The organism is Mycobacterium sp. 1465703.0 (assembly GCF_001672975.1).
Lineage (GTDB): Bacteria > Actinomycetota > Actinomycetes > Mycobacteriales > Mycobacteriaceae > Mycobacterium.
Genome location: NZ_LZKU01000102.1, coordinates 15,350 through 28,239, shown reverse-complemented (window position 1 = coordinate 28,239; position 12,890 = coordinate 15,350). Strand labels below are relative to the sequence as shown.

Sequence of the window (12,890 nt, the reverse complement as noted above, 5' to 3'; positions counted from 1 at the left end):
CAGGTTTATCCACACATAGCTAGGGGGTATTAAAACCATCGCTACAGCCTCTGGCGGCAAACCGTGGTGTAACTGTGGATAACACTCCGGGGCTGTAGGCGTGTCATAGACAGCCCACCGCTGGTTGCTGAGCGAAATGGATCGTCCTTCTAAGCACCCCACCGCAGCGCATCCCGGCCGGCAACCGAAGTTGTGGCCGAGGCGGAGTTCCGCGCCATCCGTCGTCGCCAACCAGCAGCTCAACGCGCTATTTCTCAACCTCGCTGCAAAGGGTTATGATCGCGTTCGCGAAAATGTGTTTGTGACTCACCTCACTGATGCGAGGTGACCGGGGGGTGAAAGGCGATTGATGGCCACGCATTCGTTCGGTCCGGGCTCACCGGGCCCGTCGAAGCCGTATTGCGGTTCTCCGGCGTGGAATCACAGCTATAGCGTCGCAGCGCTGCGCGCCGGGTTGATCGCCCTGGTGTTGTTGGCAGTGCTCGCGGTCATCGTCTTGTCTTGAATCTGCCGCCGAGCGGGTATCCAGCGTTCCGGCTCACAAGGGTCGTTCTTGCGGTGCGCGCGGTCATGGAGCAGGGTTGATATCGACTGGCCGCCGTGAGGAGGCCCTGGCTGATTGAGCGTCAAGACGATAATCGAAGAAAGGAATGCCGTGGCTGAATACACCCTGCCCGACCTGGACTGGGACTATGCAGCGTTGGAACCGCACATTTCGGGGCAGATCAACGAGATCCACCACACCAAGCACCACGCCACGTACGTCAAAGGCGTGAACGACGCTCTGTCCAAGCTCGAAGAGGCCCGTGCCAACGAAGACCACGCTGCGATCTTCCTGAACGAAAAGAACCTCGCCTTCCACCTGGGCGGCCACGTCAACCACTCGATCTGGTGGAAGAACCTGTCGCCGGACGGCGGCGACAAGCCGACGGGCGACCTGGCCGCGGCGATCGACGACGCGTTCGGCTCCTTCGACCGATTCCGCGCGCAGTTCAGCGCCGCCGCCAATGGCCTGCAGGGGTCGGGCTGGGCGGTACTGGGCTATGACACTCTCGGTAGCAGACTGCTGACCTTCCAGCTCTATGACCAGCAGGCCAACGTTCCGCTCGGCATCATCCCGCTGCTGCAGGTCGACATGTGGGAGCACGCGTTCTACCTGCAGTACAAGAACGTCAAGGCGGACTACGTCAAGGCATTCTGGAACGTCGTCAACTGGGCCGACGTGCAGAAGCGGTACGCGGCCGCGACCTCGAAAACCCAGGGCCTGATTTTCGGCTGATTTTTCTCTCGATCGGCGGGGGCGTCGCGCGGTTGCGCGGCGCCCCCGTCGTTTGTCTGACCTGAATCAACTGGGCCGCAACATCTACGCCGCCAACCGTGTCGTGTTGCACGGCGCATAAACCGCAGGCATGCTTGATTATTCGGGCTACCAGTGTGGTTATTCCAAGCGGAGGCGTCGCGCGGAGGTCGAAATGGAGACTGGGTCGGATAGGCCTATCGGGGTTTCCCCGTTCCATTCCCGTGGTGCCCTGAAAGGATTCGTGATCTCTGGACGCTGGCCCGATTCGACCAAAGAATGGGCCCAGCTGCTCATGGTCGCGGTCAGAATTGCGTCATTGCCCGGATTGCTGTCCACCACAACAGTCTTTGGGGCCCGGGAAGAATTGCCGGACGAACCCGAGCCGGGCACGGTTGGCCTGGTGCTGGCCGAGGGCACGGTTTTCGGCGAATCAGCAATCCAGCCAGGCTATTTCGCAGAGCATCAACCCCCCGCATTACTCATGTTGCACCCGCCTTCGGAAACCACGCCGTCACTGCCCGAATGCACCGGGGCTGCCTCAGGTTGCGTATTGCTGCCCGGATTGCCCTATCTCGGGCTCGAGCATCGGGCGGCTTGGGTGGAGGCGGAAGCCGACGGCACCATCACCTCAATGGTGAGCCGGGTGGGCGTTGACCCGATCAGCCACCCCGATACGGCAATATTGGCGATGCTGCTCGCCGCATAACGAAAAGCCGGAAAACAGTTCGGGACCCGAATCGAGAAATGCGGTTGACCGAACTCCACTACCCCGCTGGCGATCACCGAATGGGCCTATTAGCCTGAGACCGTTAGCGAAGGGGAGTAGCCCCCAATCGTCGAGTCGACATACTGGCGCACAGCCCGGCCGGCGAACCGGTGCGCCGGTGGGCGAGACCTTCGACCGGAGTTCGACGACTTCCGCCGTCGTCGACGACGCGTCGAAAGGTCGCCCGACATGCTCGCCGCCACGCTGTTGACTCTCGGAGTGGTTTTCGTCGCCGAACTCGGCGACAGGTCCCAGCTGATCACCATGACCTACGCGCTGCGCTACCGGTGGTGGGTAGTGCTGAGCGGGGTGGCACTCGCCGCGTTCACGGTGCACGGGGCTGCGGTGACGATCGGCCACTTCCTGGGTGCCGCGCTACCGGCACGACCGCTGGCCTTCGTGTCGGCCATCGCCTTCCTCGCGTTCGCGGTATGGGCCTGGCGCGAGGGCGCCGGCACTGACGAGACGGTGTCGGCGGCGCGCGAACCGCGATTCGCCTTCCTCACCGTGGTGTCGTCGTTCGCGCTGGCGGAGATGAGCGACAAGACCGCCCTTGCGACGGTGACGCTGGCCAGCCATCACGACTGGATCGGCGTGTGGATCGGTTCGACGTTGGGCATGGTGCTGGCCGACGGCTTGGCGATCGCGGTGGGCAGGCTGCTGCATCAGCGCCTCCCGGAAAAGTTGCTGCACATCGCGGCCGGCCTGCTGTTCGCCACATTCGGGCTGTGGATGTTGTTCGACAGCGCCTTGGGCTGGCGCTGGATGGCCGTCGCCACGACCGTGGCCGTGGTGGTGGCCGCCGGCGTAGCGGCGGTGGCACAGACCGTGCGACGCCGCAAAAACTCGGCCGCCGTCGGCGCCCATCCACCACCACCCGGCTAAGTTAACGACCCCTCAACCACCGCTGTGGCGGCAGCCCGCCGCCGGGCAGCGTCGCGGTCTGCACGACTTTTTTGCGCACGGCAGCAAAGGGCGTGCTAGATCATCCAGGATCGCCGGCCCGTTGCGGTGCGGTTGCACAACACGTTCTAGCATATTATCGAGCACGTCAACGGACGGGTCGCCCGCCACCCCGGAACGGACCTTCGATTCTGCGGATAACCTGTGAGTTCCAAGGATTTAGTGGACACTTCAGCGAATCAGTTAGACGCTCGTCAAGTGGGGATTTGGCAGGCGTCAGCTATGCGAGTCGGGATTCCCCTGGGGTTTGCACCTAGTTACGGTCACCAAGCCTCGCTACCATGATCAGCAAATACACCTAGGTAATAGTTCACTTCTACAGCCAAGTGGAGGTCATATAAATGAGCACGACGTTCGCTGCTCGCCTGAACCGCCTGTTCGACACGGTGTATCCCCCGGGACGCGGGCCACACACCTCCGCGGAAGTGATCGCGGCGCTCAAGGCGGAGGGCATAACGATGTCGGCTCCCTACCTTTCGCAGTTGCGTTCCGGTAACCGGACCAACCCGTCGACCGCGACCATGGCCGCGCTGGCCAACTTCTTTCGGATCAAGTCGGCGTACTTCACCGACGACGAGTACTACGAGAAGCTCGACAAGGAATTGTCGTGGCTGGCCACGACGCGCGACGACAACGTGCGCCGCATCGCGGTGCGCGCGGCCGAGCTGTCCCCCGAGGCACAGCGTGAGGTCATGGAGCGGGTCAACGAACTCCGCCGCACCGAGCACCTAGACGCCTGACGTCCACACCCGCCGGCTGTCTGGTCTGCCCTGGTGGGCTGCACCCCGCCCATTCCGATTAGGGTTGGCTGAGCGGATCGCGCAACGCGAGAGCGATAGTCCACGAGATAACCGGGAGGCGGCCGGGAATGGGCCTGTTCCGCAAGCGAAAGACCCGCGCGACGCGTCGCGCTGAAGCCCGCGCGATCAAAGCCCGCGCGAAGCTCGAGGCCAAGCTGGCCGCGAAAAACGAGGTTCGCCGGGTCAAATCCGCTCAACGTGCGGAGAGCAAGGCGCTGCGCGCGCAGCTCAAGGCCCAGCGCGACAGCGACCGCAATGCACTGAAAGTCGCTGAGGCCAAACTCAAAGCGGCGCGGGAGGGCAAGATTTTCTCACCGACACGGATCCGCCGGGTGCTGACGGTGTCTCGGCTACTCGCCCCGATCCTCACCCCGGTGATCTACCGGGCGGCCGTCTCGGCGCGCGCGCTGATCGATCAGCGTCGCGCGGACCAGCTGGGCATTCCACTGGCACAGATCGGCCAGTTCTCCGGGCACGGCGCCCAGCTGTCGGCGCGCATCGCAGGGGCGGAGAAGTCGCTGCGGATGGTGCAGGACAAGAAGCCCAAGGACGCCGAGACCAAGCAGTTCACCTCTGCAATCGCTGAACGGCTCACCGACCTGTCGGCGGCGGTCACCGCCGCGGAGAACATGCCGGCCGCACGACGCCGCGCCGCGCACTCCGCGATCTCGACGCAACTCGACGGCATCGAGGCGGACCTGATGGCCCGCCTCGGGCTGAGCTGACCACCACTACCGAAAACAGCGCCTCGGCATGTCAGTTCAGAGCAAGTGGATATCGCGCATTCTGATCGCGATCACCGCGGCCGCCGCCTGCTATCTCGGATCGGGGGTCCAGACCCCGACCGCATCGGCCCACGTGCACGCCAGCAGCGACAACGCGGTACGCGGCGGCATGGCAATCGTCACGTTCCAGGTGCCCAACGAATCGAACACCGGGGCGCTCACCACGGCGCTGAGCATCACGCTGCCCAACGTCGCATCGGCGCGCACCGAAAGCCTGCCGGGTTGGACCGCCAAGATCGACCGTGACACGGCGGCCGGCACAGTGCGCTCGGTGACCTGGACGGCCGCCCCCAACGGCGGGATCGCGCCTGATCAATTCGCCCTTTTCCGGTTGTCGGTGAAGTTGCCCGACACCGACACGGTCAGCTTCCCCGCCGCGCAGACCTATTCCGACGGGACCGTCGTCAAGTGGGATCAGCCGCCGCTGCCCGACGGAAGCGAGCCCGAACACCCGGTGCCCATGCTCAGCCTCGGCACCACACCGGCCCCGCACCAACACCACGGGTCGCCGGACCAGGCACCGCCGCGGGCCGCGGCAGCCGACAACGCCGCGCGGCTGTTGGGGGGCGCCGCCCTGGTGGTCGCCGCACTGGGCATCGCGATCGCACTGATCCGCCGACGGGCATGAAGCGCCTGGCGATCGGCGCATGCGTCGGCGTCATGTTGGTGATCGCCGCGCTGACCGCTCCCGCCGCATCGGCGCACGCCACCCGGGTCTCCACCGATCCGGCCGCCGACGCGACGCTGGCCGCCGGCCCGCAGCGAGTCAGCGCCACCTTCAATGAGCAGTTGCAAACCACGTTCGCCGCCATGACGGTGGTCGGGCCCGACGGCAACGTGTGGTCCACCGGAGAGCCCACTGTGCAGGGCGCGATGGTGGGCATCGGCCTGCGTGCGCTCGGACCGGCCGGGACGTACACGGTGAACTACCGGGTGACATCGGCCGACGGCCACGTGGTGTCCGGGACCTGGTCGTTTCGGCTCACGGTGCCCGGCACCGGCACACCCGGGCCCCCCGCGGCCGGCCCGACCGGCGGCGGCGCGGTCCCGATCTGGCCGTTCGTCGCGGTCGCGGCGGCGCTCGTCGCCGGCGGTGCTTGGTGGGCGGTGCGGGGCAGGCGGTAAGACCCCGAGGTGCCGCGACGCGCCCTGGCATGATGGGATCGAGATCCCGGTGGGATAGGCAAAACGACGACGAAGGAAGCTCAAGGAGCGGCCGCATGGCAGAACCGCAGGATCCGACCAACAGCGCACCCGACGGCGCCGGTACTCCACCGGAGAAGAAACCGCCCGCCAAGGCGGCGAAAAAGGTCGCAAAAGCGCCGGCCAAGAAGGCACCTGCGAAAAAGGCACCCGCCAAAAAAGCGCCTGCCAAAAAAGCACCCGCCAAGAAGGTGCCGCCGGAGAACGCCGGCCCCACTCCCCCGAAGCCACCCGAGCAACCGGTCGATGTGCAACAGCGCGCCGAAAGCAACGGCGACCTCACCGCTGCCGCCAAAGATGCTGCCGCACAGGCCAAGTCCACAGTGGAGGCGGCCAACAACCCGGTCTCTCCGCAGATTGCCTCCCACGCGGTGGGTCAATCCCCGCTGCCGCTGATCGTTGCCCTGGCCGTCAGCCTGCTGGCCATCCTGCTCATCCGCCAGCTGCGGCGGCGCTGAGCGCATCCGTTTAACGTGTCAGACGTGACGGTGTCATTCCGGCCGACGGCCGACCTGGTAGACAGCATCGGTCCGGACGTACGCAGCTGCGACGTGCAGTTCCGCCAGCTCGGCGGCCGCGCCGAATTCGCCGGGCAGATCAGCACCGTGCGTTGCTTTCAGGACAATGCGCTGCTGAAATCGGTGCTCTCGGAGCCGGGTGACGGCCGGGTATTGGTCATCGACGGTGACGGCTCGCTGCACACCGCGCTGGTCGGCGACGTCATCGCCGAGTTGGCCCGCTCCAACGGCTGGGCCGGGCTCATCATCAACGGCGCAGTGCGCGATGCCGCAGCCCTGCGGAGCATGGACATCGGCATCAAGGCGTTGGGCACCAATCCCCGCAAGAGCACCAAGACCGGTGCCGGCGAGCGCGACGTCGAGGTCACCCTGGGCGGGGTGACCTTCGTGCCGGGCGAGGTCGCCTACAGCGACGACGACGGGATCGTCGTCGTCGCTGCGGACTGATCCGCTAAACCGCTACCGGGGCAGGCTTTTTCGCGAACCTCAAGCCTTCGTCGTCGACCTTGCCGCGCCGGATGGTGCGCATGTCGAAGAAGTAGTTCTGCTTGAGCCGCCACGGCGCCCGCGACCCCGACTTGGGCAGCAGGTGCATCGAGCGCCGGAAGTAGCCGGGAGTGAAGTCCATGAACGGCAGCTCGTCCACGTCGTTGCCGGGATGCTGCGGCTCCACGAAGTCAAAACCGTTGGCGTCCATGTAGTTCAGCAACCGGCAGACGAATTCGGAGACCAGGTCGGCCTTCAGCGTCCAGGAGGCGTTGGTGTAGCCGAAGGTGATCGCGAAGTTCGGCACACCGGAGAACATCAGCCCCTTGTAGGTCATCAGCGAGGTCAGGTCGATGTCCTCGCCGTTGCGGGTCGGTTTCACCCCACCCAGCAACTGCATGTTCAATCCCGTTGCGGTGATGATGATGTCGGCGGGCAATTCCTCACCCGAGGTGAGCTTGATGCCGGTCTTGGTGAACCGGTCGATGGTGTCGGTCACCACGTCGGCCTTGCCGTGCCGGATGGTCCGGAAGAAGTCGCCGTCGGGAGCCAGGCACAACCGCTCGTCCCAGACGTTGTAGCGCGGGCCGAAGTGCTTCTCGACGTCGTAGCCCTGCGGCAGGCGCCGCTGCGCCATCGTCATCAACGTCTTGCGCATGTACCCCGGGGCCTTGCGGGACAACTGGTATTGGAAAGTGCTGAACGCGATGGCTTTCCAGCGGTTCGCCATGTGGGCGAGGCGTTCGGGTAGCAGCCGGTTGGCCTTCTCGGCGAAGGGATCGACCCCGGGCAGCGACCCGATGTACGTCGGCGAGCGCTGCAGCATCGTCACGTGACCCGCGCCCGAGTTCACCAGGGCGGGAATCAGGGTGATGGCGGTGGCGCCGGACCCGATGACGACGATCCGCTTGCCCGCGTAGTCGAGGTCCTCCGGCCAGTGCTGCGGGTGGACGATGGTCCCACCGAAGTCGTCGGAGCCCGGGAAAGTGGGCGAGTAGCCCTCGTCGTAGTTGTAGTAGCCGGTGCAGGCGAACAAGAACGAGCAGGTGATCTCGCTCTGCTGGCCGTCGCTCTCGACGGTCACGGTCCAGCGGTTGTCGGCGTCGGACCAGTCGGCGGCCACCACCCGATGCCGGTAGCGGATCTTCGGCTCGATCTTGTTCTCGACCGCGGTCTCCTTGATGTAGGCCTTGATGGAGGCCCCGTCGGCGATCGACTTCGCCGAGCGCCATGGCTTGAACCGGAAGCCCAGGGTGAACATGTCCGAGTCCGATCGGATGCCCGGGTACTTGAACAAGTCCCAGGTCCCGCCCAGGTCGGCGCGGCGTTCGAGGATGGCGTAGCTCTTGGTCGGGCAGCGTTCCTGCAGGTGCCAGGCCGCGCTCACGCCGGAGATGCCGGCGCCCACGATGAGGACGTCAAGGTGCTCAGTCATGACGCAACGCTATCAACACCGTGTTGATCCAGTCAACACCCTGTCGAATCTTTCGACACGGTGTAAAGTAGCGGCCGTGACTACCGTCGGTTCCGCTCGCACCCACCGGGCCAGGCGTTCGACGCGCCCGTCCGGCGACGACCGCGAACTGGCCATTCTGTCCACCGCCGAACGACTGCTGCGCGACCGGCCGCTCGCCGACATCTCCGTGGACGACCTGGCCAAGGGCGCCGGTCTGTCCCGGCCGACGTTCTACTTCTATTTCTCGTCCAAGGACGCGGTGCTGTTCACCCTCTTCGAGCGCGTGATCATGGAGGCCGACTCGGCGCTGGAGACCATGATCGCCAACCCGCCCGCCGACCTGAAAGCGTTGTGGCGCATCGGGATCAACGTCTTCGTCGAAACCTTCGGGGCTCATCGCGCGGTGTCACTGGCCGCCGATGCCGCGCGCACCAATAAAGACGTTGACGAGCTCTGGTCGCGCTTCATGCAGAAATGGGTCGACCACACCACCACCGTGATCGAAGCCGAACGCGCCCGCGGCGCCGCCCCGGTGACGCTGCCGGCCCACCACCTGTCCGCGGCGCTGAACCTGCTCAACGAAAAGGTCATGCTCAGCTCGTTCGCCGACGGGCGGCCGTCGGTGCCCGACGAGCAATTGCTCGACACGCTGGTGCACATCTGGGTCAGCAGCGTCTACGGCGACGCCTGCTAATCGCGGCTTGTCGGCACCTTATGCGAACATATGTTCGTGCGGTGCGATGCATCCATCCTGCACGCGGACCTCGATTCGTTCTACGCGTCGGTCGAACAGCGCGACGACCCGACCCTGCGCGGCCGGCCGGTGATCGTGGGCGGCGGGGTGGTGCTGGCGGCGAGCTACGAGGCCAAGGCCTACGGCGTGCGCACGGCCATGGGCGGGTCCCAGGCGCGACGGCTGTGCCCGCAGGCCGTGGTGGTACCGCCGCGGATGAGCGCCTATTCGCGCGCCAGTGACGCCGTCTTCGAGGTGTTCCGGGACTGCTCCCCGATCGTCGAGGCGCTGTCGGTGGACGAGGCCTTCCTCGACGTCGGAGGGCTGGGCCGGGTCAGCGGAACGCCAGTGGCGATCGCCGAGCGGTTGCGCGCGGATGTGCGCGACCGCGTCGGGCTGCCGATCACCGTCGGAGTCGCCCGGACGAAGTTTTTGGCCAAGGTCGCCAGCCAGGAGGCCAAACCCGACGGGCTGCTGTTGGTGCCACCCGATCAGGAGCTGACCTTCCTACGGCCGCTGCCGGTGCGCCGGCTCTGGGGTGTGGGCGCGGTGACCGCCGAGAAGCTGTGCGCACACGGCATCGTCACCGTCGCCGACGTCGCCGAACTCAGTGAGTCGGCGCTGGGCTCGATGGTGGGCGCCGCAATGGGACGCCAGCTGTATGCGCTGTCCCGAAACATCGACCGCCGCCGCGTGACGACCGGTGTCCGCCGCCGGTCCGTCGGTGCGCAGCGAGCGTTGGGGCGCGCCGGAAACACCATGTCGGCCAACGAAATCGACGCCGTGGTGGTCAACCTGATCGACCGCATCACCGGCCGCATGCGTACCGCAGGCCGCACCGGTCGCACGGTGGTGCTGCGGCTGCGCTTCGACGACTTCACCCGGGCGACCCGGTCGCACACCCTGCCATGGGCCACGTCGTCCACGGCGCCGCTGCTGGCGGCCGCGCGCCGACTGGTGGCGGACGCAGCGCCGCTCATCACGCAGCGTGGCCTGACGCTGGTCGGTTTCGCGGTGTCGGGTATCGACCGCAGTGGCTCGCAGCAGTTGATGTTGCCGCTCGGCGAAGCGAACCACCGGGTGCCCGGCGACGTCATCGACGCCGCCATCGACCGGGTGCGCCGCCGGTATGGCAAATCGGCGCTCACGCCCGCGGTGCTGCTGGGCCGCGATCCGGGCTTCGAGATGCCGCATCTGCCGGACTAGTTCGACCCCGTCCACTCCAGCAGCCGCTCGGCCGGCCAGGTGTTCACGATCCGATCGACGGGAACACCCGCGTCCAGGGCGCGCTGGGCGCCGTAACCGAGGAAGTCCAGTTGACCGGGCGCGTGCGCGTCGGTGTCGATGCTGAACACGCACCCGATCTCCAGCGCGAGGTTCAGCAGCCGGGTGGGCGGATCACGCCGCTCGGGCCGGGAGTTGATCTCGACCGCGGTGCCATGTTCGCGACACGCGGTGAACACCGCCTCGGCGTCGAACTTGGATTCGGGCCGGATGCCGCGATTCCCGGACACCAGCCGCCCGGTGCAGTGACCGAGCACGTCGGTGTGCGGGTCGGCGACCGCGCGCAGCATGCGCCGGGTCATCGCGGCGGCGTCCATCGCCAACTTGGAATGCACGCTGGCCACCACCACGTCGAGGCGCTCGAGTAGCTCGGGTTCCTGATCGAGAGTGCCGTCGTCAAGGATGTCGACCTCGATCCCGGTGAGGATGCGCATCGGCGCGAACTGCTCCTGCAGGCCATCGATGACGTCGAGTTGCTTGCGTAACCGCTCCGGCGAGAGGCCGTTGGCGATGGTCAGCCGGGGCGAGTGATCGGTCAGGGCGCAGTACTCGTGGCCCAGCGCGGCGGCGGAGGCCATCATCTCCTCGATCGGCGCCGAGCCGTCCGACCAGTCCGAGTGCAGATGCAGATCACCGCGCAGCGCGGAACGGATGTCGCCGCCGCCGAGATCCTCAGCGCTGGAACGGAGTTCGACCAGCAGGTCGGGCTCCCGACCAGACCAGGCCTGGTCGATGACCTTGGCGGTTTTGGGGCCGATTCCCGGCAGCGACTGCCAGCTGTTGGCCTGACCGTGCCGCTCGCGCGCCGCGTCGTCGAGGCCCTCGATGATGTCGGCCGCATTGCGGTAGGCCATCACGCGCCTGGGGTCATGCCGGCTGCGGTCCTTGTAGTAGGCGATCTGCCGTAACGCCGCTACCGGATCCATGGCTCCAGTGTGCCCGCCCCGCTCACACGAGTTGACCGGCGACGAATCCGGCCAGCAACACGGTGAATCCGCCGATCTCCCCGGCGATCAGCAACGCCATCGCCACCGCGATGGTCCGGTCGGCGTTTTCGAATTGGTTGACGGTGTCCCGCCGCGCTCCGTGGTAGATGTAGGCCAGGATGGCGGCCACGAAAAAGAACACGACCACGCCCGCCGCCGTCAGGTTCACCCACCCCGGCCAGGCGCTCAGTTGCACAAAGACCGCAAGCAACAGCGTCGCGAACGAATACAGCAGCGCCGCCCGGTGCGCGATGTCGACGTAGGGATGCGCCAGGTGGTTCTCGGAGGTCATCATCTCGCGGTACTTCCACACGCCCAGAACCAGCGCGAGCAAGAAGATCAGCCCCGCGGCCAGCAGGGTGATCTTGGCGTCTATTCCGAGGGAGCAACAAGTCATCGCGGGGCTTGAGTTTAGTTGCCCTTCATAAACATCGACTAACGTCGAAGACATGCGATTCGCTTTCAAGACTTCTCCGCAAAACACCACCTGGACACAAATGCTTGCGGTCTGGCAAGCGGCCGATGACATCGAGGTTTACGAATCCGGCTGGACGTTCGATCACTTCTACCCGATCTTTTCCGACAGCAGCGGTCCGTGCCTGGAGGGCTGGACGACGCTCACCGCCCTGGCGCAAGCCACCAAACGCTTGCGGGTGGGCACCCTGGTCACCGGAATCCATTACCGTCACCCCGCGGTGCTGGCGAATATGGCGGCCGCCCTGGACATCATTTCGAATGGACGGCTTGAACTGGGCATCGGCGCCGGCTGGAACGAAGAGGAGTCCGGCGCCTACGGCATCGAACTGGGCAGCATCAAGGAACGTTTTGACCGGTTCGAGGAGGCCTGCGAGGTGCTGACCAGCCTGCTCAGCCAGGAGACCACCGACTTCGACGGCAAGTTCTACCAGCTCAAGGGAGCCCGCAACGAGCCCAAGGGTCCGCAGCGGCCGCACCCGCCGATCTGCATCGGCGGCAGCGGGGAGAAGCGCACGCTGCGCATCACCGCCCGTTACGCCCAGCACTGGAACTTCGTGGGCGGTCCGCCCGACGTTTTCGCCCACAAGCGGGATGTCCTCGCCTCGCACTGCGCAGACATCGGCCGCGATCCCAAGGAGATCACGCTATCGGCCCACCTACGCCTGGAGCCGGATCTCGACTACGGAAAGGTCATCGAGGACGCCGCCGGTCTGGCCGCCGAAGGCCTGGATCTGGGGATCGTCTACCTTCCGCCGCCGCATGACCCCGCTGTGTTGGAGCCACTGGCCGAGGCGATCCGCGACTCGGGTTTATGGGATCGGTGACGCCGGTTGCCCGGCGGGTGTCAGGTGCACACCACCCCGGACGATCGCCGAGCAAACCTGGCGTAGGCCGGTGAGCGCCCCGGCCGGGCGGTCATGCGCCGAAGAGCAACAAGTCCTGAGCGGTTACCAGGCGCTCATGCTTGGCGGGAAACTCGCGACTCTTGACCGGGTGACGTAGCCATGACCAGGCGATTCGCCCCATCCGTGACCGAGGTAATGGGTGAATATGCACAAGAATCTCTCCTGCGATCGGCCGTTCAACCGGGAAACCGGTGTGGCCCCCATGTGAGCGGGCTCACAACGGGTTAT

Annotated in this window: 16 protein-coding genes; 13 read left to right on the top strand and 3 right to left on the bottom strand. The window is 65.9% G+C overall.

The genetic code is table 11. The features are described 5' to 3' along the window. Positions 1 to 349 precede the first annotated feature (349 nt). The 10 genes from A5625_RS29555 (at position 350) to rraA (ending at position 6,782) form a co-directional block, all read left to right on the top strand. A complete protein-coding gene (locus tag A5625_RS29555; protein ID WP_197516031.1) occupies positions 350 to 505 on the top strand; it encodes a hypothetical protein in 156 nt (51 codons plus the stop codon). A 150-nt stretch (positions 506 to 655) separates the two neighbouring features. Continuing rightward, on the top strand, positions 656 to 1,279 hold the full coding sequence (locus A5625_RS09260; protein WP_066991951.1) for a superoxide dismutase: 624 nt from the start codon (positions 656 to 658) through the stop codon (positions 1,277 to 1,279). A gap of 193 nt (positions 1,280 to 1,472) precedes the next feature. Then, positions 1,473 to 2,006 carry a peptidase gene (locus A5625_RS09255; RefSeq protein WP_066991901.1) on the top strand — a complete coding sequence of 178 codons (534 nt, stop codon included), beginning with the start codon at positions 1,473 to 1,475 and terminating at the stop codon, positions 2,004 to 2,006. Positions 2,007 to 2,255: 249 nt separating this feature from the next. Then, positions 2,256 to 2,951: a TMEM165/GDT1 family protein gene (locus tag A5625_RS09250; RefSeq protein WP_066991895.1), complete on the top strand. Its 696-nt coding sequence runs from the start codon at positions 2,256 to 2,258 to the stop codon at positions 2,949 to 2,951. Positions 2,952 to 3,370: 419 nt separating this feature from the next. Then, positions 3,371 to 3,769 (top strand): secretion protein EspR, encoded by a 399-nt coding sequence (locus A5625_RS09245; protein ID WP_066991892.1) that lies wholly within the window; start codon positions 3,371 to 3,373, stop codon positions 3,767 to 3,769. 128 nt (positions 3,770 to 3,897) lie between these two features. Then, positions 3,898 to 4,554: a DUF6474 family protein gene (locus A5625_RS09240; protein ID WP_066991889.1), complete on the top strand. Its 657-nt coding sequence runs from the start codon at positions 3,898 to 3,900 to the stop codon at positions 4,552 to 4,554. Between the two features lie 28 nt (positions 4,555 to 4,582). Further along, positions 4,583 to 5,242, top strand: coding sequence for a YcnI family protein (locus A5625_RS09235; protein ID WP_066991886.1), 660 nt, complete (start codon positions 4,583 to 4,585; stop codon positions 5,240 to 5,242). Beyond that, the gene (locus tag A5625_RS09230; RefSeq protein WP_066991883.1) at positions 5,239 to 5,739 is read left to right on the top strand and encodes a copper resistance CopC family protein; all 501 of its coding nucleotides are present in this window, start codon (positions 5,239 to 5,241) and stop codon (positions 5,737 to 5,739) included. Before A5625_RS09235 ends, A5625_RS09230 begins: the two co-directional genes overlap by 4 nt. Positions 5,740 to 5,834: 95 nt before the next feature. After that, positions 5,835 to 6,275, top strand: a complete 441-nt coding sequence (locus A5625_RS30540; protein WP_066991879.1) for a nucleoid-structuring protein H-NS — start codon at positions 5,835 to 5,837, stop codon at positions 6,273 to 6,275. A gap of 24 nt (positions 6,276 to 6,299) precedes the next feature. After that, on the top strand, positions 6,300 to 6,782 hold the full coding sequence (rraA, locus tag A5625_RS09220; RefSeq protein ID WP_066991876.1) for a ribonuclease E activity regulator RraA: 483 nt from the start codon (positions 6,300 to 6,302) through the stop codon (positions 6,780 to 6,782). Between the two features lie 4 nt (positions 6,783 to 6,786). Here rraA and A5625_RS09215 read toward each other — a convergent pair whose 3' ends face one another. Then, positions 6,787 to 8,256: an NAD(P)/FAD-dependent oxidoreductase gene (locus A5625_RS09215; protein WP_066991874.1), complete on the bottom strand. Its 1,470-nt coding sequence runs from the start codon at positions 8,254 to 8,256 to the stop codon at positions 6,787 to 6,789. 76 nt (positions 8,257 to 8,332) lie between these two features. On the opposite strand from A5625_RS09215, the gene A5625_RS09210 reads away from it, so the two are divergent. Together A5625_RS09210 and dinB are read left to right on the top strand one after the other, a co-directional pair. Further along, positions 8,333 to 8,971, top strand: coding sequence for a TetR/AcrR family transcriptional regulator (locus A5625_RS09210; RefSeq protein WP_066991871.1), 639 nt, complete (start codon positions 8,333 to 8,335; stop codon positions 8,969 to 8,971). Positions 8,972 to 9,001: 30 nt separating this feature from the next. After that, a complete protein-coding gene (dinB, locus tag A5625_RS09205) occupies positions 9,002 to 10,216 on the top strand; it encodes a DNA polymerase IV (protein WP_066991868.1) in 1,215 nt (404 codons plus the stop codon). Here dinB and A5625_RS09200 read toward each other — a convergent pair. Beyond that, positions 10,213 to 11,220: a PHP domain-containing protein gene (locus A5625_RS09200; RefSeq protein ID WP_066991865.1), complete on the bottom strand. Its 1,008-nt coding sequence runs from the start codon at positions 11,218 to 11,220 to the stop codon at positions 10,213 to 10,215. The two genes, dinB and A5625_RS09200, sit on opposite strands and share 4 nt — an antisense overlap. Before the next feature lie 22 nt (positions 11,221 to 11,242). Then, a complete protein-coding gene (locus A5625_RS09195) occupies positions 11,243 to 11,677 on the bottom strand; it encodes a hypothetical protein (protein WP_066991862.1) in 435 nt (144 codons plus the stop codon). Between the two features lie 52 nt (positions 11,678 to 11,729). On the opposite strand from A5625_RS09195, the gene A5625_RS09190 reads away from it, so the two are divergent. Next, positions 11,730 to 12,581, top strand: coding sequence for an LLM class F420-dependent oxidoreductase (locus tag A5625_RS09190; protein ID WP_066991859.1), 852 nt, complete (start codon positions 11,730 to 11,732; stop codon positions 12,579 to 12,581). Positions 12,582 to 12,890: the final 309 nt, after the last annotated feature.

Coding starts and splice junctions, on each gene's coding strand:
- A5625_RS09250 (WP_066991895.1), top strand. CDS start 2,256: ATGCTCGCCGCCACGCTGTTGACTCTCGGAGTGGTTTTCGTCGCCGAA.
- A5625_RS09195 (WP_066991862.1), bottom strand. CDS start 11,677: ATGACTTGTTGCTCCCTCGGAATAGACGCCAAGATCACCCTGCTGGCC.
- A5625_RS09240 (WP_066991889.1), top strand. CDS start 3,898: ATGGGCCTGTTCCGCAAGCGAAAGACCCGCGCGACGCGTCGCGCTGAA.
- A5625_RS09190 (WP_066991859.1), top strand. CDS start 11,730: ATGCGATTCGCTTTCAAGACTTCTCCGCAAAACACCACCTGGACACAA.
- A5625_RS09215 (WP_066991874.1), bottom strand. CDS start 8,256: ATGACTGAGCACCTTGACGTCCTCATCGTGGGCGCCGGCATCTCCGGC.
- A5625_RS09255 (WP_066991901.1), top strand. CDS start 1,473: ATGGAGACTGGGTCGGATAGGCCTATCGGGGTTTCCCCGTTCCATTCC.
- A5625_RS30540 (WP_066991879.1), top strand. CDS start 5,835: ATGGCAGAACCGCAGGATCCGACCAACAGCGCACCCGACGGCGCCGGT.
- A5625_RS29555 (WP_197516031.1), top strand. CDS start 350: ATGGCCACGCATTCGTTCGGTCCGGGCTCACCGGGCCCGTCGAAGCCG.
- A5625_RS09230 (WP_066991883.1), top strand. CDS start 5,239: ATGAAGCGCCTGGCGATCGGCGCATGCGTCGGCGTCATGTTGGTGATC.
- dinB (WP_066991868.1), top strand. CDS start 9,002: ATGTTCGTGCGGTGCGATGCATCCATCCTGCACGCGGACCTCGATTCG.
- A5625_RS09200 (WP_066991865.1), bottom strand. CDS start 11,220: ATGGATCCGGTAGCGGCGTTACGGCAGATCGCCTACTACAAGGACCGC.
- A5625_RS09235 (WP_066991886.1), top strand. CDS start 4,583: ATGTCAGTTCAGAGCAAGTGGATATCGCGCATTCTGATCGCGATCACC.
- A5625_RS09245 (WP_066991892.1), top strand. CDS start 3,371: ATGAGCACGACGTTCGCTGCTCGCCTGAACCGCCTGTTCGACACGGTG.